At 71.1% G+C, this 20,303-nt stretch carries 19 protein-coding genes; 9 read left to right on the plus strand and 10 right to left on the minus strand.

Annotated elements, in window-relative coordinates; translation table 11 throughout:
* Positions 1-22: 22 nt before the first annotated feature.
* Entirely contained in the window at positions 23-1,534 is a 1,512-nt protein-coding gene (locus FM051_RS37685; protein WP_158851852.1) for a GGDEF domain-containing protein, read from the plus strand.
* Between the two features lie 23 nt (positions 1,535-1,557).
* Here FM051_RS37685 and FM051_RS53390 read toward each other — a convergent pair whose 3' ends face one another.
* Positions 1,558-1,689 carry a hypothetical protein gene (locus FM051_RS53390; RefSeq protein ID WP_274383854.1) on the minus strand — a complete coding sequence of 44 codons (132 nt, stop codon included), beginning with the start codon at positions 1,687-1,689 and terminating at the stop codon, positions 1,558-1,560.
* Between the two features lie 10 nt (positions 1,690-1,699).
* On the opposite strand from FM051_RS53390, the gene FM051_RS37690 reads away from it, so the two are divergent.
* Positions 1,700-2,317: an SDR family oxidoreductase gene (locus FM051_RS37690; RefSeq protein ID WP_238412935.1), complete on the plus strand. Its 618-nt coding sequence runs from the start codon at positions 1,700-1,702 to the stop codon at positions 2,315-2,317.
* Here FM051_RS37690 and FM051_RS37695 read toward each other — a convergent pair.
* From FM051_RS37695 to FM051_RS37720, 6 genes are all read right to left on the minus strand, one after another.
* Entirely contained in the window at positions 2,259-2,777 is a 519-nt protein-coding gene (locus FM051_RS37695; RefSeq protein WP_158851854.1) for an RICIN domain-containing protein, read from the minus strand. The two genes, FM051_RS37690 and FM051_RS37695, sit on opposite strands and share 59 nt — an antisense overlap.
* A gap of 221 nt (positions 2,778-2,998) precedes the next feature.
* Positions 2,999-3,577 carry a hypothetical protein gene (locus FM051_RS37700; RefSeq protein WP_158851856.1) on the minus strand — a complete coding sequence of 193 codons (579 nt, stop codon included), beginning with the start codon at positions 3,575-3,577 and terminating at the stop codon, positions 2,999-3,001.
* A gap of 259 nt (positions 3,578-3,836) precedes the next feature.
* Positions 3,837-4,628 (minus strand): cyclase family protein, encoded by a 792-nt coding sequence (locus tag FM051_RS37705; RefSeq protein ID WP_158851858.1) that lies wholly within the window; start codon positions 4,626-4,628, stop codon positions 3,837-3,839.
* A gap of 74 nt (positions 4,629-4,702) precedes the next feature.
* Entirely contained in the window at positions 4,703-5,797 is a 1,095-nt protein-coding gene (locus tag FM051_RS37710; RefSeq protein WP_158851860.1) for an alcohol dehydrogenase catalytic domain-containing protein, read from the minus strand.
* A complete protein-coding gene (locus FM051_RS37715) occupies positions 5,794-6,210 on the minus strand; it encodes an acyl-CoA thioesterase (RefSeq protein ID WP_158851862.1) in 417 nt (138 codons plus the stop codon). Before FM051_RS37715 ends, FM051_RS37710 begins: the two co-directional genes overlap by 4 nt.
* A 13-nt stretch (positions 6,211-6,223) precedes the next feature.
* Positions 6,224-8,716: a helix-turn-helix domain-containing protein gene (locus FM051_RS37720; RefSeq protein ID WP_158851864.1), complete on the minus strand. Its 2,493-nt coding sequence runs from the start codon at positions 8,714-8,716 to the stop codon at positions 6,224-6,226.
* A 171-nt stretch (positions 8,717-8,887) separates the two neighbouring features.
* Here FM051_RS37720 and FM051_RS37725 point away from each other — a divergent pair, with 171 nt between their 5' ends.
* From FM051_RS37725 to FM051_RS37740, 4 genes are all read left to right on the plus strand, one after another.
* The gene (locus FM051_RS37725) at positions 8,888-9,754 is read left to right on the plus strand and encodes a poly(ethylene terephthalate) hydrolase family protein (RefSeq protein ID WP_238412936.1); all 867 of its coding nucleotides are present in this window, start codon (positions 8,888-8,890) and stop codon (positions 9,752-9,754) included.
* 302 nt (positions 9,755-10,056) lie between these two features.
* Positions 10,057-11,463 (plus strand): family 2B encapsulin nanocompartment shell protein, encoded by a 1,407-nt coding sequence (locus FM051_RS37730; protein ID WP_202919219.1) that lies wholly within the window; start codon positions 10,057-10,059, stop codon positions 11,461-11,463.
* A gap of 27 nt (positions 11,464-11,490) precedes the next feature.
* Positions 11,491-12,900, plus strand: coding sequence for a family 2B encapsulin nanocompartment shell protein (locus FM051_RS37735; protein WP_158851870.1), 1,410 nt, complete (start codon positions 11,491-11,493; stop codon positions 12,898-12,900).
* Between the two features lie 144 nt (positions 12,901-13,044).
* On the plus strand, positions 13,045-14,085 hold the full coding sequence (locus FM051_RS37740) for a family 2 encapsulin nanocompartment cargo protein polyprenyl transferase (RefSeq protein ID WP_158851872.1): 1,041 nt from the start codon (positions 13,045-13,047) through the stop codon (positions 14,083-14,085).
* 12 nt (positions 14,086-14,097) lie between these two features.
* Here the strand turns inward: FM051_RS37740 and FM051_RS37745 are convergent, their stop codons facing one another.
* The gene (locus FM051_RS37745) at positions 14,098-14,376 is read right to left on the minus strand and encodes a hypothetical protein (RefSeq protein WP_158851874.1); all 279 of its coding nucleotides are present in this window, start codon (positions 14,374-14,376) and stop codon (positions 14,098-14,100) included.
* A gap of 86 nt (positions 14,377-14,462) precedes the next feature.
* On the opposite strand from FM051_RS37745, the gene ispH reads away from it, so the two are divergent.
* From ispH to ispG, 3 genes are read left to right on the plus strand one after another with little or no spacing between them, the layout of a single operon-like run.
* Complete coding sequence (gene ispH, locus FM051_RS37750; protein ID WP_158851876.1) at positions 14,463-15,389, plus strand: 4-hydroxy-3-methylbut-2-enyl diphosphate reductase; 927 nt, start codon at positions 14,463-14,465, stop codon at positions 15,387-15,389.
* Positions 15,386-15,607 (plus strand): hypothetical protein, encoded by a 222-nt coding sequence (locus FM051_RS37755; RefSeq protein ID WP_158851878.1) that lies wholly within the window; start codon positions 15,386-15,388, stop codon positions 15,605-15,607. Before ispH ends, FM051_RS37755 begins: the two co-directional genes overlap by 4 nt.
* Positions 15,604-16,710, plus strand: coding sequence for a flavodoxin-dependent (E)-4-hydroxy-3-methylbut-2-enyl-diphosphate synthase (gene ispG / locus FM051_RS37760; RefSeq protein ID WP_158851880.1), 1,107 nt, complete (start codon positions 15,604-15,606; stop codon positions 16,708-16,710). The genes FM051_RS37755 and ispG overlap by 4 nt, the downstream gene beginning before the upstream one ends.
* A 23-nt stretch (positions 16,711-16,733) precedes the next feature.
* On the opposite strand, the gene FM051_RS37765 is transcribed toward ispG, so the two are convergent.
* Together FM051_RS37765 and FM051_RS37770 are read right to left on the minus strand one after the other, a co-directional pair.
* On the minus strand, positions 16,734-19,271 hold the full coding sequence (locus FM051_RS37765; protein WP_158851950.1) for an ABC transporter permease: 2,538 nt from the start codon (positions 19,269-19,271) through the stop codon (positions 16,734-16,736).
* Positions 19,271-20,029, minus strand: a complete 759-nt coding sequence (locus FM051_RS37770) for an ABC transporter ATP-binding protein (protein ID WP_158851882.1) — start codon at positions 20,027-20,029, stop codon at positions 19,271-19,273. Before FM051_RS37770 ends, FM051_RS37765 begins: the two co-directional genes overlap by 1 nt.
* Positions 20,030-20,303 lie beyond the last annotated feature (274 nt).

Consider the following 20,303-nt stretch of genomic DNA (forward strand, 5'->3'; position numbering starts at 1 on the left):
CTGAATACGGCACACTGACCGGGTGATCGGGACGAGGCGGTTCGCCCTCACGGCCGCGGTCGTGCTGGTGCTCGCCACCGCCGCGTCCGTCGCCGCGAGTTTCGACATCGTCAAGGGCGAGAGCGCGGTGGTGCTGGACGACCTCGCCCAGCTCGCCACGGGCCTGTTCGCGACCGGCTGCTGCTGGTGGACGGCCCGCCGGGCGACCGGGCCGGACCGGCGCTGGCGGCTCGCGATGGGCCTGGGCATGGCGGGCTGGTCCACCGGTCAGGCCCTGTGGACGTGGTACCAGTTGGTCGAACGCCGTGCGGTGCCGTCACCGTCGCTCGCGGACGCCGGGTACCTGAGCGTCGTGCCGTTCGCGTTCACCGCGCTGCTGGTGATCGGCAACTTCCGCCGTTCCGACTCCCCCGACGCGCTGTTGGACCGCCGGTCCCGCAGCGCGCGGCTGGTGTTGCTGCTGGACGGCCTGATCGTGGTCGGCTCGCTGTTCGTGCTCACCTGGACCACGACGTTGCGCGGGCTGGTGGCGGTCGGCAACCCGAGCGCGGCGGCGTTCGTGGTGGCCATCGCCTACCCGCTGACGGACCTCGTGCTGCTGGTGATCGTGGTGGTGTTGGGCGCGGACCGGAAGGTCGTGCTGCGGACCCCGCTCCGGCTGCTCGGGCTCGGGCTGGTCGGGCTCGCCGCGTCCGATTTCGCGTTCGCCTACCTGGTCAGCGTCCAGGCGCCCGAGGTGCCGCCGCTGGCCAACGCCGGGTTCGTGGTCGGGCCCGCGCTGATCGCGTTGGCCGCGCTGGCGCCCGTGCCGTCGTCGCCCGCCGGTTCCAGCCGCCACCGCCGCTCGTGGCAGTGGGCCTACCTGCTGATGCCCTACGTCCCGCTGCTGATCAGCAGCGTGCTGGTGGTGCGCCGCACGCTCATCGGCGACCTGCGGCCGTTGGACGGGGTGGAGATCGCGGGCGGGTTCACCGTGTTCGTCGCCGTCATCCTGCGGCAGCTGGTGACCCTGGTGGACAACACGAAGCTGGTCCTGCTGTTGCGGGAGTCCGAGTTCACCCTGACCCACCAGGCGCACCATGACCCGCTGACCGGCCTGGCGAACCGGGCGCTGTTCCAGAGCAGGCTGGACGAGGCGATGACCCGCTATCACGGCGACGGCACGCCGTTCGGGCTGCTGTTCGTGGACCTGGACGACTTCAAGGCGGTCAACGACGTCTCCGGCCACGCGCACGGCGACGCGATGCTCGAACAGGTGGCGCAACGGCTGCGGCAGTGCGTCCGCGACACCGACGTGGTGGCCCGGCTGGGCGGTGACGAGTTCGGCGTCCTGGTGGAGGGCGTGGAGGAGCCGGAGAAGGTGGCGTTCCGCGTCCTCGACGCGTTGGGCGACGAGATCAGCGCGTCGGTGGGCGTGGTGATCTGCGCGGACCGCGACCCGGATGCCACCGCCGCGTCCGTGCTCAAACGCGCCGACAAGGCCATGTACGAGGCCAAGCGCGACGGCGGCCGGGGCCTCGTCATCCACCCGTGAGCCGCCGGGCGGTCGTGGTGTGGCTACGACTCGTCGTACCGCCGCTGCGCGTCCAGCACCTCGGGGACGTGCTCGCCGATCCAGCCCAGCACGCCGCTCAGCGTGGCGGTGAACCGGCTTCCCAGCGGGGTCAGGGACGCGGGGCTGCCGGACAAGGTGGAGGTCGTGCGCGGGCACCAGTTCGACCCGGCGGCGTTGGAGTCGGCGTTGGACGGGATCGGGAGCGTGTTCCTGGTGTGGCCGTCGTTCACGGAGGGCGCGGCCGAGGCGGTGGCGGAGGTGATCGGCGCGCGCCGCGTGGTCGTGCTGTCCTCCGGTTCGGTCGTCGACGGTGTCGAGGAGCAGCCCCACCCGATCGGGCAGTTCCACGCCGAGGTCGAAGAGGCGGTGGTGCGGGCGGGTGCGGAGTGGACGTTCCTCCGGCCGCACGGTTTCGCGACCAACACGCTGAACTGGGCGGCGGAGATCCGGTCCGGTGACGTCGTGCGCGGCGCGTACGGGCGGTCGGCGTCGACGTTGGTCCACGAAGCCGATATCGCGGCGGTGGCGGTGCGCGCGTTGACCGAGGACGGTCACGTCGGGGCGAAGTACGAGCTGACCGGGCCGGAGGTGCTGACCAAGGTCGAGCAGGTGCACGCCATCGGTGAGGCGATCGGCACACCTGCGCCTGCAGAAGCATCCCGCATGGAAGTCCCGGCCGGGTCCGGCCGGGACTTCCACTACGTCACACCGCGGTCGCCTTCCAGCGCTGGTGGCTGTCACCGTTGCAGTTCCACGCCGTGACGTGCGAGCCGTTCGAGGTGCCGCGGCTCCGCACCTCCATGCACAGATTCTGCGCATTCATCGGGCGGAACGTCCAGTACCCGCCGCTCTTGACGCCCTTGAACTTGTAGCTGTTGCTGTCGTCGCAGGGGATGGTGGTCATCTGCTTGCCGCGCCCCTCGTACCGGAGGCACTCCATGTTCGACATGTTGCGGAACGCGTACCAGTTGTTGCCGTAGCTGTACGTCTGCCACCTCTGGTTGGACTTGTTGTTGTCGTTCCAGATGTCCACCGCCTGGGCCTTCACCGCGTAGTCGAGCCGCTTGCCCGACGCGTGCCCAGGAGACCACTCGTAGATCTTGCCCCACCCGGCAACCGTGACCATGTCGTCGGGTTCCGACTCCGCGGCGGTCGCGGACGGACTCGTCATCGCCAACACCGCACAGAACCCGGCGACGAGCACCCCCACTCGGCGCATCATGTCCTTCACCTGTTGTCCTCCCCTTCAGGCGTCGTTTCGAACAGGACGCGACTGACGCTAGGCGCTCGGGGACGTCTCGCTGACGGTCGTTCGACCCACAAATCGCCGCAGTAGGCCTTCGGCCGCCCGACCAGCAGTCACTCGACGTGCACGCGGCAGTTCCTCGCCAAGGGTCGGGTGCACCCGAACCGCTCCGACACCTCCCGCCACGACACGGCCACCTAGTGGCGCAGCCGTCCGGCGATCCCGTCGCCGTCGGTCTCCAGGCCTTCGATCGAGGTCGGGTCCACGCTCCACCGGCCGGCCAACGCCATGACGTCGTCCTCACCGGGAACGGTGTCCCACCACGCCTCGTCGTCCGGCGATTCCGGCGTGGTGCCGACGGCCAACGCGGTCTCGTCCGGCGTCACCCCGCCGACGAAGAGCGGCACACCGGCGCCATCGAAGTGGTAGGCCCGGCTCACCCGGCCACCGGAGGCCAGCACCCAGGCGCAGGTGCCGGTGACCCGGTGGGTCTGGAAGAACTGGACGTGCCCGAGCCGCGTGCTCAACCCGGCCACCCAGTCCAGGAACCCGGGCCCGGCGGCCTCGGGCAGCCCGCGGCCGGGCACGAGCACCCACGGACCGATCGGCGGTGCGACGAACACGGACCCGCCGTAGGCCAGGTCGACGCCGTGCGACCACGTCGCCCGCTTGCGCCGGATCAGCCCCAGGGCATCAGCCACCGTGGCCGCGTCCGGTGCGGCGACGGCGAGCCACAGGCACTTGTAGCCGAACGGGACGGCCCGATCGACGCTCATGGGTGCATGCCGGGTACGCGAGCGGAAGCCACAACCCGATCCTGGCCCGCGCACGCCGACAAGGCCACCCACGCCGAAAATCGCCCTGACAGACCTGAGGGGCGCAGTGCACAGGTCGGGGGGAGTGCTTCGCAGGCGTCCCCGCCAGAGGGGTCCCCTGATTCAATCCTGCCAGGCAGGACCGACATCTCCGGCCGTCAGACCCGAGCCTGTGGACAACTCGCCGGCCTGCCCGCCACCAAAGCGGTCATCGGAGCGGTCAGCGCTTCGGCACGAAGGCGTAGACGCTGGCGGGTGAGCCGGAGCCGCGCCGGTTGACCGTGCCGCCGACGAGGATGTGCGCGCCGGTCGGGGGCAACCGGTCCAGGTTCGCCAGGATCTCCAGGCTGATCCGGTGTTCGCGGTAGAGCAGTTTGGACACCCGGTACTCGGCGTCCGAGGCGGACTCGGGGCTGAACGTGTCCGTGCCCAGCGCGCCCCGGCGGCCGAGGCGACCGGTGTCCACCAGCCACTGCACGGCTTCCAGCGAGAACCCCGGCTGGTGCATCTGGCCGTCGGCGTCGAAGTTGAAGAACGCCGGGGTGCCCCAGCGGTCCTGCCACCCGGTCCACAGCACCACGGCGGCCTCGTTCGGGATGCGGCCGTACTGCTTCTCCCACCGCTGGAGGTCGGCGACGCTCACCTCGTAGTCGGCGTTCCGCGCGGCCTGCTCGCGCACGTCGATCTTCACCGCGGCCAGGAACAGGTCCTCGGCGTCGAGTTCGTCGGCGTACGGCTGGTCGTCGTTGAAGTGCGCGGGCGCGCCCCAGTGCGTGCCGGTGTGCTCGCCCTGCTGCACGTACTGCAGGTAGAACCCGTGCTCCGGCACGGTGGTCACCGTGGTCAGGGTGAACGCCGGGTCGCCCGGGTAGACGTTGGTCCGCTCCGGGTCGTTGACGTGCGCCAGGTTCACCAGCCGGTAGTCGGACAGGCCCAGCCGACCCGAGGCGCTCGCCGACCCACCGCCCGCCGCGATCATGCCGCCCACCGCCGTAGCCACACCAGCGAGCATCGACCGTCTCCGCACCACCGACCACTCCTCTGCCACGCCGTCACCCGATTCGGGTAACGGTACCGGCTTGGTGATCACAAAACGACAACCTGCCGGACGGCTTCTCCAGCCTCCAAACGGGTGAATCCGGTGTTGATCTCCTCCAAGGTGAGCTTTCCCGACAACAGTTCGTGCACGGGCAGCTGACCGGCCCGGTACAGGCCGACGAACCGTGGCACGTCCCGCCGAGGCACGCACGAGCCGAGGTAGCTGCCCTTCAGGGTGCGCTCTTCGGCGACCAGGCTCAGCGCGGGCAACGAGATCGTGCGGTCCGGGTGCGGCAGGCCCACGGTCACCGTCGTGCCGCCCGCGCCGGTGGCCAGGTACGCCTGCTCCAGCACGGCCGCGACACCGGTCGTGTCGATGACCTTGTCCGCACCGCCACCCGTCAACGAGCGCACCTCCGCCACCGCATCCGGACCACCCGCCACGTCGTCGGTCGCGCCCAGCTTCCGCGCCAACGCGCGCTTGTGCGCCACCACGTCCACCGCGACGATCTGCGACGCGCCGGCCGCCCGTGCCGCCAGCAACGCGGCCAGCCCCACACCGCCGAGCCCGAACACCGCGACCCGGTCCCCCGGCGTGACGGCCGCGCTGTAGAACGCCGCGCCCGCACCCGTGAGCACCGCGCAGCCGAACAGTGCCGCGATCTCGAACGGCAGGTCGGCGGGCACCAGCGTGGCCGATTTCTCCGACACCACGGCGTACTCGGCGAACCCGGACACGCCGAGGTGGTGGTGCGGACGCGTGCCGTCGGGCAGCCGGAGCCGCCGCGCGCCGCCGAGCAACGTGCCCTCGCGGTTGGCCGCCGCACCCGGCTCGCACAGCGCCTGCCGCCCGGACACGCACCGCCGGCACGACCCGCACGCGGGCACGAACGACAGCACCACCCGGTCGCCCACGGCGAAGTCCGACGCGCCCGGCCCGGTCTCCACCACCTCGCCCGCGGCCTCGTGGCCGAGCAGCATCGGCAGCGGCCGGATCCGGGAGCCGTCGATCACGGACAGGTCGGAGTGGCACAACCCGGTGGCGCGCACCCGCACCAGCAGCTCACCCGCGCCCGGCGGGTCCAGCTCCAGGTCGAGCACCTGGAGAGGACCGCCGACCTCCGTCAACACGGCGCCCTTCACGCGACCACCAGCCCTTCCATCGCGGCACGCAGACCGGCCGGGATCGGCACCGGCTCGCGGGTCCCGCGGTCGGTGAACACGTGCACGAAGTGCCCTTCGGCGACCACGTCGTCCCGTCCCTCGGGGTAGAAACCGAGCTCGTAGCGGACGCTGGAGCGGCCGAGGTGCCCGATCCGCAGGCCGGCGTCGACGGCCTCGGGGAACGCGATGGACGCGCGGTAGTTGCAGTGGGATTCCACGCACAGCCCGATGGCCTGCCCGCGGTGGATGTCCAGCCCGCCCTCGGTGATCAGCCACGTGTTGATCACGGTGTCCATGAAGGCGTAGTGCACGACGTTGTTCACGTGCCCGTACACGTCGTTGTCGTGCCACCGGGTCGGGATCCGCTGCCAGTGCCGGTAGTCCCTACTCACACAACCTCCTGGATCAGTCGAGCACCCTGGTGAGCTCGACCCGGGACCGCACCTCGAGCCTGGCGAAGATGTTGCGCAGGTGGTGTTCGACGGTGCGGTGGCTCAGGAACAGCCGCGCGGCGATCTCCCGGTTGGTCGCGCCCTCGGCGACCAGGCGGGCGATCTGCGCCTGCTGCGGGGTCAGCGCGGCGGTCGGGTCCACGTCGGACCGGCCCGCGGCGCGGTTGGCCGCCCGGTCGGCGATCCGGTCGGCCTGCGACGGCCCGACGGCCTCACCCGCCGCGCGCAGCTCGGCCCGTGCCCGCGCGACCCAGCGGTCGGCCTCGTAGCGCTGGAAGATCTTCACCGCTTCGCGCAGGAGGTCCCGTGCGGCCCGCGGTTTGCGGTCGCGCCGCAGCCGGTGGCCGTAGAACAGCTCGGTCTTGGCCATCTCCATGGCGGTGCCGCTGGCCCGGTGCAGCCGGATCGCCTCGCGGAAGTGCTCCTCGGCGCGCAGGCCGTCGGCCATCAGGCCGCGGCAGCGGTGCGACAACGCGAGCCGCGCCGCGCTGCCCGTGGTGCCCGCCCACTTCTCGTACCGGCGCAACGCCCGGTCCGCGGTGGCCGGCCGACCGCAGCCGACGGCGGCCTCCACGAGGTGCGGCGCGGCCATCACCTTGATGCCGGTGTGCACGCCGCCCGCACCGGCGGCCATCAGCCGCAGCCGGTCCAGCGCGTCGGCCGGGCGGTCCAGCACGAGGTCGACGCAGGCGAACGCCCACGCGCCGAACGTGCCCGAGCGGCCGAGGCCGCGTTCGGCGATCTGCTCGGCGGCGGCTTCGATGCGGTGCACGGCGGTCTCGGTGTCACCGCGCAGCGCGGCGAGCAGGGCGAGGATCGTGAGGTGGTCGACCACGGCGTTGTGCTGGCCGATCGCGGTGGCCGCGTGCACGCCCTCGAACGCCGCCGACAGCGCCACCGTGTGCTGGTCGAGCAGCAACGCCGACAACGCCCGGTAGACCAGCGCCCAGGGCACGAGTGCGGTCAGGCCGTGCTCGTGGGCCGCGGTCACCGCGCTGGTGCCCAGTTCGTGCGCCCTGGTCGCGTCACCGAGGATGTAGGCGGCCTGGCCGCCCCAGATCTTGGCCTGCGGGTGCGGCACCCGTTCGGCCAGCTCCACCACGGAACGCAGCACGGGCACGGCCTCTTCGTGCCGTCCGGCGAACGTGGCGGCCATGCCCGCGAGGTGGTCCAGGACGATCCGGGTCTCGTCGGGCTCGTCGGGTCGGCGCAGGTTCGCGGCGAACGCGGCGGTCTCGGCGTACCGGACGTGGTCGCCCGCGATGCTGGCCGCCTCGCCGGCGAAGCCGAGCGCGGTGATGGCCAGCGTGCGGTGCGTGCCGACGAGTTCGCCCGCCGCGCGCAGCAGTCGGCGCACCGCGACGTCCGGCAGGCCGTTGCCCAGGTCGAGGCCGCCGCGCAGCAGTTCGCTCCGCGCCCGCAGTTCGTGGTCGTGGGTGAGCCGGGCCGCGGTGCGGAGTGCGACGCGGGCCCGCCGTGGCGCGCCGGCCGCCCAGTGGTCGGTGGCCGCGGCGATCAGGTGGCGTGCCCGTGCGTCCGGGTCGGCGGTCAACGCGGCGGCGCGGTCGTGGTCGCGGGCGGCGCCCCGGTAGTCGCCGCAGCGGCGGGCCCGGCTCGCGGAGTCGACCAGCCGTTCGGCGAACGCGTCGCGCGCGCCGGGTGCGCGGGCGGCCTCGTGCCAGGTGCGGCGCGGACCGGGCGGCAGGGCTTCGGCCAACGCGGCGTGCGCGGCGTAGCGCAGGGGCAGGGGGATCTCGGCGCGCAGCACGGACCGGACCAGCGGCCCACCGCCGAGCAGGGCGGTCGCCTCCTCGACCGCGGCCAGGTCGAGGTCCGGCATCCGGGCCAGGGTGTCCGCGTCCACCTCGTCGTCCACCACGCTCAACGCCGTCGCGCACCGGGCCTGCGGTGACAGGGCGTGGAAGCGGGCGCTGAACCGGACCCGCAGGGAGCTGTCCTCGGGCAGCGCGTCGGGCGGCGGCACGGTGCCGCCGAGCTGGTCGGAGGTCAGCGCGCGGGCCAGTTCGGTGAGCGCGAGCGGGTTGCCGCGGGCCACGTCGGCGACGTCGTCGGCCAGACCTGGCGGCAGGCCGGGGCGGAGGTCGCGCAGCACGCGCAGGCTGTCGGCGTGGTCGAGCGGGTCCATCCGCACCCACGGCAGGCCGTACGGCCCACCCTCCGTGGCGATCAGCAGGGCCACCGGCTCGTCGGCGACGTTCGCGGCCAGTTCCACCAGCCAGTCGGTGTCCTCCAGGAGGTGCGCGTCGTCCACGCACAGCAGCACTTCGCGGCCGGCCGTGGTGGCGGCCTCCCGTGCGGCGGCGAGCATCGCGGTCTTGCCCGACCCGGCACCGCCGCGCAGCACCAGCGCCCCGCCGTGACCGGCTCGGGCACGGGCGAGCAACGCGTCGACGGCGACGCGCTGCCGGTCACGTCCGCGCAGCATCCGGCCAGTCTGGCGGGAGATCGACGCCCGGCGGAAGGGGGGCGCGAAAAATTATCTACCAGCGTTAGGTTTCCGGGCCGGACCGGTGGTTGCACCGATGCGGAGTGCTCACCCAGTGGCGCAATGTCATCGCTGTCCGTAGTTTCCCTGCCTAGCGAGGTGTACACCGACGTGCAACTCCGCAAGCTCATCCCCGCGCTGATCCCGGCGCTGGCCCTGTCGCTGGTCGGCGTGGCGCCGGCCGGCGCCGCCGAGACCGAGTACCGGCGCGGCCCCGCGCCGACCGACGCGAGCATCGAGGCCGCGCGCGGCCCGTTCGCCACGGCCTCCACCACGGTGTCCTCCTCGTCGGCCACCGGCTTCGGCGGTGGCACGATCTACTACCCGACCAGCACCGCCGAGGGCACCTTCGGCGCGGTCGCCATCTCCCCCGGCTTCACCGGCACCCAGTCCAGCATCTCGTGGTACGGCCCACGCCTCGCGTCGCACGGCTTCGTGGTGATCACCATCGACACCAACTCCACCCTCGACCAGCCCGACAGCCGGGCGACCCAGCTCCTGGCCGCGTTGGACCACCTGACCCAGCGCAGCACGGTGCGGACCCGGATCGACGCGTCCCGACTGGGCGTCATGGGCCACTCGATGGGCGGCGGCGGCAGCCTGCGCGCCGCCGAACAGCGGCCCGCGCTGCAAGCGGCGATCCCGCTGACCCCCTGGCACACCGACAAGACGTGGCCGGGCGTGCAGACGCCGACGCTCGTGATCGGCGCCGAGAACGACTCGACCGCGCCGGTGTCGTCGCACTCCGAGCCGTTCTACACCTCACTGCCGTCCACTTCGGACAAGGCTTACCTGGAGCTGAACGGCGCGGGACACCTGGCGCCCAACACGTCCAACACGACGATCGCCAAGTACAGCATCGCGTGGCTCAAGCGGTTCATCGACAACGACACCCGCTACGAGCAGTTCCTGTGCCCCGCCCCGGCGCGCGGCACGCTGATCGAGGAGTACCGGGACACCTGCCCGCACACCGCCTGATCCGCGCGACCGAGACCCGGGCGTGCCGTCGCGACCACTCGCGGCAGCACGCCCGTTCCACCATTCCGGTGAGGAACAGCCGATGGGGACGTAATCCTTCCCTATCGTGTCGAATAAAGCACCGATGCGCCGCGAAGATCACCCGTTATTACTTCACGAGATGGCCGACCTATACGGTGAGTACTCAATACAGGCCCAATTGACCCTCAGGGGTGTCGTCACATCGGCCGCTTCCCGTAATGCATTCGGCCTCACTACCGTCGATACGGACCAATGAACGAAATCCGATTGGCGGTGTAGCGGTGACTGTGACCGATTCGGACTTGGACACCGAGCGACCTCGGCTCAGCCTCGGTACGGCTGCGGCGCGGAACCTGGCGACCACGACCAAGTCCGTACCCCAGATGCAGGGCATCACCTCCCGGTGGCTGCTCAAGATCCTGCCCTGGGTGGAGGCGAAAGGCGGTGCCTTCCGGGTCAACCGCAGGCTCAGCTACGAACTCGGGGACGGGCGGCTGACGTTCACCAACATCGGCGCGGACGTCCGCGTCGTCCCCCAGGAGCTCACCGAACTGGGGCTGCTGCGCGGTTTCGAGGACGTCGAGGCGCTCACCGCGCTGGCCGACCGCTTCGAGCAGCGCGAGTACCAGCCGGGCGACGTGCTGGTGGAGTCCGGCCAGCCGCAGGACGCGGTGTTCCTCATCGCGCACGGCAAGGTGAACAAGATCGGGCGCGGCGAGTACGGCGACCATACCGTGCTCGGCACGCTGGCCGACGGCGAGCACTTCGGCGGCCTGGTTCTCGCCGGCCCGCAGGGCGAGTGGGAGTTCACCATCAAGGCGGTCACGCCGGTGATCACCCTGGTGCTGCCGTGGAGCGTGTTCCAACAGCTCAACGGCGAGGCCGGCGGTCTGCGTGCGCACATCCAGCGCGTGTTCGCGACCGGCAACGGGCGGTCCAACGCCTACGGCGAGGCCGAGATCGACATCGCGTCGGGCCACGACGGCGAACCGGACCTTCCCGGCACGTTCGTCGACTACGAGCTCGCGCCGCGCGAACTGGAACTCAGCGTCGCGCAGACCGTGCTGCGGGTGCACAGCCGCGTCGCGGATCTCTACAACAACCCCATGAACCAGACCGAGGAGCAGTTGCGGCTGACCATCGAGGCGCTGCGCGAGCGCCAAGAGCACGAGATGGTGAACAACCGCGAGTTCGGCCTCCTCAACAGCGCGGACCTCAAGCAGCGCATCCACACCCGCAACGGCGCGCCGACGCCGGACGACATGGACGACCTGCTGGCCACCGTGTGGAAGGAGCCGACCGCGTTCCTGGCCCACCCGCGGGTCATCGCGGCGTTCGGCCGCGAGTGCAGCAAGCGCGGGGTCTACCCGTCGACCATCGACCTCAACGGGCACCACGTGCCCGCGTGGCGCGGTGTTCCGGTCCTGCCGTGCAACAAGATCCCGATCACCAAGACCCGCACCAGCTCGATCGTGCTGCTGCGCGCAGGCGAGCAGAACCAGGGCGTCATCGGCCTGCACCAGACCGGCCTGCCCGACGAGTACCAGCCCGGCCTGAACGTGCGGTTCATGGGCATCAGCGAGAAGGCGATCATCTCCTACCTCGTCAGCGCCTACTACTCCACCGCGATCCTCGTGCCGGACGCGTTGGGCGTGCTGGAACACGTGCAAATCGGCCGCGAAGACTAGTCCCACCGACCAGATTGGGCAGCTGAAGTGACCGTGACAGACCCCGGCCTCATCCCTGAAGAGGCCGAGCAGCAGCGGCAGAGCCTGAGCACCGCCGGCGCGCGGAACCTCGCGAGCACCACCAAGTCCACCCCGCAGATGCAGGGCATCTCGCCCCGGTGGCTGCTGCGAAAGTTGCCCTGGGTGTCCACCCAGGCCGGCACCTACCGGGTCAACCGCCGCCTCAACTACGCGCTCGGCGACGGACGGGTGAGCTTCACCAGCACCGGCGCCGACATCCGGGTCATCCCGCAGGAACTGCGCGAACTGCCCCTGCTGCGCGATTTCCCGGACGACGACGTGCTGGTCGCGCTGGCGAACCGGTTCCAGCAGCGCGAGTTCCAGCCCGGCGACGTGGTGGTCTCCTCCGGCGACCGGGCGGAGGAGGTCTACCTCATCGCGCACGGCAAGGTGAACAAGATCGGGCGGGGCGAGTACGGCTCCCAGACCGTGCTGGACACGCTCGCCGACGGCGACCGCTTCGGCGACGAGGTGCTGATCGGCGGCGAGACCGAGTGGGAGTTCACCATCAAGGCGGTCACCCCGGTGACCGCCCTGGTGCTGCCGTGGCGTTCGGTGCAGGAGCTGAACGGGCAGGCGGACGCGCTGCGGGCGCACATCGAGTCGGTGCTGCGCAACGCGGGCAAGCCGCAGAACAAGCACGGTGAGGCGGAGATCGAGATCGCCTCCGGCCACGACGGCGAGCCGGACCTGCCGGCGACGTTCGTGGACTACGAGCTCTCGCCGCGCGAGTACGAGCTGGAAGTCGCGCAGACCGTGCTGCGGGTGCACACCCGCGTCGCCGATCTCTACAACCACCCGATGAACCAGACCGAGCAGCAGTTGCGGCTGACCATCGAGGCCCTGCGCGAGCGCCAGGAGCACGAGATGATCAACAACCGCCGGATCGGGCTGCTGCACAACGCCGACCTCAAGCAGCGCATCCACACCCGGAGTGGTCCCCCCACCCCGGACGACCTGGACGAGCTGCTGTCCCGGCGGCGCAAGACCGCGTTCATGCTGGCCCACCCGCGCACCATCGCGGCGTTCGGGCGGGAGGCCAGCAAGCGCGGCCTGTACCCCGGCACGGACACCGTGGAGGGCACTTCGGTGGTCACGTGGCGGGGTGTGCCGCTGTTTCCGTCGGAGAAGATCCCGATCACCCCGCAGGGCACCAGCTCGATCCTGGCCATGCGGATCGGTGAGCAGGACAACGGCGTGATCGGCCTGCACCAGCCGGGCATCCCGGACGAGGTGCAGCCGAGCCTGAACGCGCGGTTCATGGGCATCAACGAGAAGGCGATCGTGTCCTACCTGGTCACCGCCTACTTCTCGGTGGCCGTGCTGGTGCCCGACGCGCTCGGGATCCTGGAGCACGTGGAGATCGGTCGGTCCTGACCACGCCGGAGTCGACGGCAGTCGGGCCACCACGCCCGGCTGCCCGTCCTCCGCTGCCCGTTCCCCCGCAGCACCCGCCCGCGACGGGCGGCGCCGCTGTCTCCCGGGAAAGCGGGCGCATCCCCCCGAACAGGAGTTGTGGCGATGACCGACCTGGACGTGAGCCTCGAGCACAGGTCCGCGCACGAGGTGTTGAGCTGGAGCCGTGCCGGGGTCGACCCGGCGTTGCGGGCGGCGGTGGACCGGTTGCCGGACTCGATGCGGGCGATCGCGGGCTACCACTTCGGCTGGTGGGACGAGCTCGGCAGGCCGACGGGCGCGGACGCGGGCAAAGCGATCCGGCCGGCGCTCGTGCTGTTGGGCACGCAGGCCGTGGGCGGCGCGGTGAACGCCGCGCTGCCGGCCGCGGTGGCAGTGGAACTGGTGCACAACTTCTCGTTGCTGCACGACGACGTGATGGACGGCGACACGACCCGGCGGCACCGGCCGACCGCGTGGCACGTGTTCGGCGTGAACCCGGCGATCCTGGCCGGTGACTCGTTGCTGACGTTGGCGCTGGACGTGCTGGCGGGCAGCGGTCACCCGAAGGCGCAGCAGGCGATCCGGGTGCTGTCCGGTGCGGTGCAGCAGTTGCTGCACGGGCAGAGCGCGGATCTGGCGTTCGAGGACCGCGAGGACGTTCGGCTGGCGGAGTGCGTGCGGATGGCCGAGGGCAAGACGGGTGCGCTGCTGGGCGCGTCGTGCGCGTTGGGCGCGTTGTTCGGCGGCGGCCGTCCCGACCAGGTGGAGCACCTGCGGTCGTTCGGCGAGCAGGTGGGTCTGGCGTTCCAGTTCGTGGACGACCTGCTCGGCATCTGGGGCGACCCGGAGGTGACCGGCAAGCCGGTGTACTCGGACCTGCAGAACCGCAAGAAGTCCCTGCCCGTGGTGGCCGCGCTGGCGTCCGACACCCCCGCCGCGCACGAGCTGGACTTGCTGTACCACACCGATCGGCAGCTCACCGGGGTCGACCTGGCCCGTGCCGCCGAGCTGATCGAGACCTCCGGCGCGCGGGCGTGGAGCCAGAGCCGCGCGGACGACCTGCTCGCCCGTGCGCAGGAACACCTCCGGGCCGCCGAACCGTCCGAACGGGCCGCACGGGAACTGGAGGCCGTGGCCCGCCTGGCCACCCGCCGCGACCACTGACGTCACCCACGATCACCAGGGGCGCTGACCTGCGGTTTCCTTGCGGGAGGGATACACGATCGAGTGATCATGACCCGGGGACCTAAAGAAAACGCCGTTATTGACCTGGTGAAACGTCGGTTGAAACAACGAGGCCCGCACCCAACCGCCCGACCCGACAAAGACACGCGCAACCACGACGACACCCGCGACCACGACACCCGTCACCACGACGACACCCGCGACCACGACACCCGTCACCACGACGACACCCGCGACCACGACACCCGCGACCACGACACCCGCGACCACGACGACACGCGTGACCACCGACGCCCGTGCCACCGCCACCGCCTACCGCCCAACCCCGACACCCCCACTTGACGAGGAGCCGTGCCGTGGCCCTTCCCGTTGTGCTGCTGGCGTCGCCCCGGTCGTTCTGCGCCGGGGTGGAACGCGCCATCGACATCGTCGACCGACTTCTGGACCAGCGTGGTGGCCCGATCCACGTGCGCAAGCAGATCGTGCACAACACCCACGTGGTGGTCGGGTTGGAGGCGCGCGGCGCGGTGTTCGTGGACGAGCTGGACGAGGTGCCGGACGGCGCCACCGTGGTGTTCTCCGCGCACGGGGTGTCGCCCGCGGTGCGCGAGGAGGCCGCGCGGCGCGGTCTGGAGGTGGTCGACGCGACGTGCCCCCTGGTGACCAAGGTGCACGCGGAGGCGAAGCGGTACGCCACGCGCGGCGACACGGTGGTGCTGATCGGGCACGACGGGCACGAGGAGGTCGAGGGCACGCTCGGCGAGGCGCCCGGACAGACCGTGCTGGTGGAGAGCGTCGCGGACGTCGAGGCGCTGGAGGTGCCGGACCCGACCAGGGTCTCCTACCTGACCCAGACGACCCTCGCGGTGGACGAGACGGCCGAGGTGCTGGCGGCGTTGCGGGCGAAGTTCCCGGCGCTGCGGGGCCCTTCGTCGGCGGACATCTGCTACGCCACCACGAACCGCCAGGACGCGGTGCGCGAGGTCGCGGGCGAGGCGGACCTGGTGCTGGTGGTGGGTTCGGCGAACTCGTCGAACTCGGTGCGGCTGGTGGAGTTGGCCCGCCGGATGGGCACGCCCGCGCACCTGATCGACGACGTGTCCGAGATCCGGCCGGAGTGGCTGGACGGGGTGCGCGTGGTCGGTGTGAGCGCGGGCGCCTCCGCCCCGCCGCAGCTGGTGGACGAGGTGCTCGAGGCGTTGAGCCCGTGGGACGTGCAGGTCCGCGAGACGGCGCGGGAAACGATCCAGTTCACGCTGCCGGCCGCGGTGAGGCGGCGATGACGCTGCTGGACGCGATCGCTGGGCGGCCCGACGACGTCGAGGCGTTGCCCGCGTCACCACGTGGGCAACGCGGGCACGTGGGCACGTCCGCGTTGGCCGCCGACTTCCTCCCGCGCGGCACCCGTGACGAGATCCCGCGCGCCGACGGTCCGCACGCGGCCGGCATCGGCACCGGCATCAGCACCATCGTCCTCAAGCGACTGAAGGAGAACAGGTGACCACCCTGCAACTCGCGCCACCGGTGCGGCGGCGCAGATTGTCCCGCAAGCTGTCCGTCGGCGGTGTCGAGGTCGGTGGCGACGCGCCGGTGAGCGTGCAGTCGATGACGACCACGCCGACGTCCGATGTGGACGCGACGCTGCGGCAGATCGCCGAGCTCACCGCGGCGGGCTGCGAGATCGTGCGGGTGGCCGTGCCGTCGCAGGACGACGCCGACGCGTTGCCGGCCATCGCCCGCAAATCACCCATCCCGGTGATCGCGGACATCCACTTCCAGCCTCGGTACGTGTTCGCCGCGATCGACGCCGGGTGCGCGGCGGTGCGGGTCAACCCGGGCAACATCAAGAAGTTCGACGACCGGGTCGGTGAGATCGCGCGTGCGGCGGGCGCGGCGAAGGTGCCGATCCGGATCGGGGTGAACGCGGGGTCGCTGGACCAGCGGCTGTACCGCAAGTACGGCAAGGCGACGCCGGAGGCGCTGGTCGAGTCGGCGTTGTGGGAGTGCTCGCTGTTCGAGGAGCACGGGTTCACCGACCTGAAGATCTCGGTGAAGCACCACGACCCGGTGGTGATGGTGTCGGCGTACCGGCAGTTGGCGCGGGTCTGCGACTACCCGCTGCACCTGGGCGTGACGGAGGCCGGTCCGCTGCTGCAGGGCACGGTGAAGTCGGCGGTGGCGTTCGGGGTGCTGCTGTCGGAGGGCATCGGCGACACGATCCGGGTGTCGTTGTCCGCGCCGCCGGTCGAAGAGGTCAAGGTGGGCAGCCAGATCCTGGCGTCGCTGGGACTTCGGCCGCGCAAGCTGGAGATCGTGTCGTGCCCGTCGTGCGGCCGGGCCCAGGTGGACGTCTACAAGCTGGCCGAGCAGGTGACGGCGGCGTTCGAGGGTTTCCCGATCCCGTTGCGGGTGGCGGTGATGGGGTGCGTGGTCAACGGTCCCGGTGAGGCGCGGGAGGCGGACCTGGGTGTGTCGTCGGGCAACGGCAAGGGGCAGATCTTCGTGCGCGGCGAGGTGGTGCGGACCGTGCCGGAGTCGAAGATCGTGGAGGCGCTGCTCGAAGAGGCGATGAAGCTGGAGCCCGGTCCGTCCGAAGAGGACTGACCGGGCTCCGGGACGGCGGCGGTTCACTCGTAGGAGATGGCCTGCAGGACGTTGAGCCGTGCGGCGCGGATCGCGGGCAGGATCGCCGCGACCACGCCGACCCCGGCGGCGATCAGGAGGTAGCTGCCGAGTTGCATCCACGGGATGCCGAGATCGGTGAAGCCCTGGTCCTTGAGCGCCTGGACCGCCGCGACCCCCAGCGCGGTGCCCACCACCAGGCCGAGCAGAGCGCCGAACACCGAGATCACCACCGATTCGACGGTGATCATCCGCATCACCTGGGCGCGGCGCATCCCGATCGCCCGCAGCAGGCCCAGTTCACGGGTCCGCTCGATCACCGACAGCGCCAACGTGTTGATCACGCCGAGCACCGCGATGAGGATGGCCAGGGCGAGCAGGATCTGGATCATCAGCAGCACCGTGTCCAGCTGCGCGGTCTGCTGCCGCACGAAGGAGCTGAGGTCCTGGACGGAGACCTCGGGGTTGTCGGCGAACAGCGGTTCGATGCTCTTGCGCACGTCGGCCACGTTCGCGCCGGGGTCGGTCTTCACGAACGCGGTGTTCACCTGCGCGAGCGCGAACTCGTCCGCGGTCGACCGCGGCAGGAAGACGGAGTCGGCCACCAAGGTGGTCTTGGCCAGCACGAACGCGACCGTGTAGGCGCGTTGCTCGCCCTTGGTGGTCTGCACGGTCGCCGTGCCGCCCTGGCGGAGGTTCAGCGCGGTGGCCGTGGCCTCGTCCAGGCCGATCTCGCCGTCTTCCAGGTCGGAGATCGTGCCGCTGGTGGAGGTGAGCCCGAAGATGCGTTCCATGGCGGGCACGTCGGTGACGACGGTGCCGAACTTCCGCTGCCCGTCGATGAGGACGCCGTCGTTGTACCAGCCGAACGCGGATTCCACGCCGGGCGTGGCGAGGACCTTCTCCACCCGGTCGGGGCCGAACGTGCCGCCGGCCTGTCCGTTGGTCGACTCGCCGGAGATGATCAGGTCGGCCTTGATCTGGGTGTCTGCGACCTTGGTGATGCTGGTGGTGGCCGAGGTGAGCACCACGCTGACGCCGGTGATCAGGGCGATGCCGACCATCAGCGCGGCGGCGGTGATGGCGGTGCGGCGCGGGTTGCGGGCGGAGTTGCGGCGGCCGAGCGTGCCCGGCATCGACCAGGCGAGCAGCTTGCCGATCAGCGACACCACGGGCCTGCTGATCAACGGGGTGAGCAGTGCGACGCCGATGAACGACAGCAGCAGGCCGGACAGGATCGGCCACAGCGACCCGCCGGCGAACCCGAAGCCGAGCATCCCGCCTCCTACCAGGGACAGCGCGCCGCCGGCGACGGTCAGCCTGGTCAGCGGCCGGTCCGGGGTGGCGGCCTCGCGCAGTGCCGCGACGGGCGCGATGCGGGAGGCGCGCAGCGCGGGCAGCAACGCGGCCAGCACGGTCACGATGATGCCGACCGCGAACGACGAGATGATCGCCGACGGCGGCACCGCGATGCCCGCGAGGTGCAGGCTGCCGCCGCCGATCGTGCTGAAGACGTTCGCCAGCAGGGCACCGACGCCGATGCCCGCGCCCAGGCCGACCACGGACGCGATCAGGCCGATCACCACGGCCTCGACCACGACCGAGCCGATCATCTGCTTGCGGCTCGCGCCCATGGCCCGCAGCAGCGCCAGTTCCCGGGTGCGCTGCGCGACGATGATGGAGAACGTGTTGAGGATGATGAAGATGCCGACGAACAGGGCGATGCCCGCGAAGCCGAGCAGCACGTAGTTGAAGAACGCCAGGCCCTCGCCGATCTCGTCGGCCTGCTCCTTCGCCAGCTGCTCACCGGTCTTGACCTGGTAGGCGTCGCCCAGCGCGGCTTGGATCCGGTCGCGCAGCACGGCCTGTGACACGCCGTCGTCGGCGCGGACCGTGATGCCGCTGAACGCGCCGGGTGTGCCGAGCAGGAGCTGCTGGGCGGTGGTCTCGGTGAACGCCGTGGTCAGCTCGCCGCCGAGGGAGGCGCGGTTGCCGGGGTAGCCGAAGATCCCGGCGACGGTGAACGTCCGCTTCGGCTCCAGGGTGAGCACGGACACCTGCTCGCCGACCTGGAACCCGCCGGTCTCGGCCAGGTAGGCGCTGATCGCCACCTCGTCGTCGCGTCGCGGCGGGTGGCCTTCGCGCATCTCCTCCTGGCCGCCGTCACGCCACGCCGTGCCCACCCGTGGCGCGCCGGAGGTGGTGAGCACCTTGCCGTTCTCACCGATGGGGCGGGCCGATCCGATGACGTCGCCGACCGCCGTGCGGACACCGTCCACGGATTCGACGGCCTTGACGTCGTCGGCGGTGAGGGTGCCGGCGCGGGCGGCCTCGGGGTTGTCCTGGTCGACCTTGGGCTTGACCGCGACCTCGACGTCCACCTCGGAGTACACCGTGGCGAACAGGTCCTTGAACGAGCGGTCCAACGTGTCGGTGAGCACGAACGAGCCGGACACGAACATCACGCCGAGCACCACGGCCAGACCCGACAGGACCAGCCGGAGCTTGCGCGCCAGCACGCTCTTGAGCGTCGCCTTCAACATCACGCCACGACCAGCCGGTCGTCGCCGTCGAGGACCTTCATGGTGTCGAGCACGGCGGCGGCGGTGGGGTCGTGCAGCTCGCGCACGATCCGGCCGTCGGCGAGGAAGATCACCCGGTCCGCGTACGACGCGGCGTTCGGGTCGTGCGTGACCATGACGACCGTCTGGCCGAACTCGTGGGCCGAGCGCCGGAGGAACCCGAGCACCTCGGCGCCGGAACGCGAGTCGAGGTTGCCGGTGGGCTCGTCGGCGAACACGACCTCCGGCCGGGCCACCAGGGCACGGGCGCAGGCCACGCGTTGCTGCTGGCCGCCGGACAGCTGCGTCGGGCGGTGGGTGAGGCGGTCGCGCAGGCCGACCGTGTCGATCACCGCGTCGAACCAGGCGCGGTCCACCTTCTGGCCGCCGATGGCCAGCGGCAGCGTGATGTTCTCCTCGGCGGTGAGCGTGGGCAGCAGGTTGAACTGCTGGAAGATGAACCCGACCTGGCTGCGCCGCAGTTCGGTCAGCCCCTTGTCGCGCAGGCCGTTGACCTTGGTGGCGCCGATCCACACGTCACCGGAGTCGATCGTGTCGAGCCCGGCGAGGCAGTGCATCAGCGTCGACTTGCCCGAACCGGACGGTCCCATGATCGCGGTGAACCGGCCGCGGTCGAATTCGACGCTCACCCCGGCCAGCGCCGTGACCGCGGCCTCCCCCGTGCCGTAGGACTTCCACACGTCCACCGCTCTCGCGGCCGACTCCACGTTGCCCGTCACCGGTCCTCCACCCCTTTTGCGTGAAACGGCGCTCGCCGTTCCCGAGAGCAATGTGGCCGACCGGGGGCCGCCGGCGCGTCCGGAATGACCCCGGAATGTTGATCGGGGTAATTCCCCTAGGCGGGTGGAAGGATCTTCGTCGGCGCGGCGACGCGGAGCCGGACAAGGGACGAACGGATGGTGAGTCGGCCGATCATCCGATGCCTGTCCGCGCGCCTCGGCGGCATTCGGACACCGGCAGGAAGCGACCGGACACAGACCGTCGCGACGAGAC

Source organism: Saccharothrix deserti, from assembly GCF_009769385.1.
GTDB lineage: Bacteria > Actinomycetota > Actinomycetes > Mycobacteriales > Pseudonocardiaceae > Actinosynnema > Actinosynnema deserti.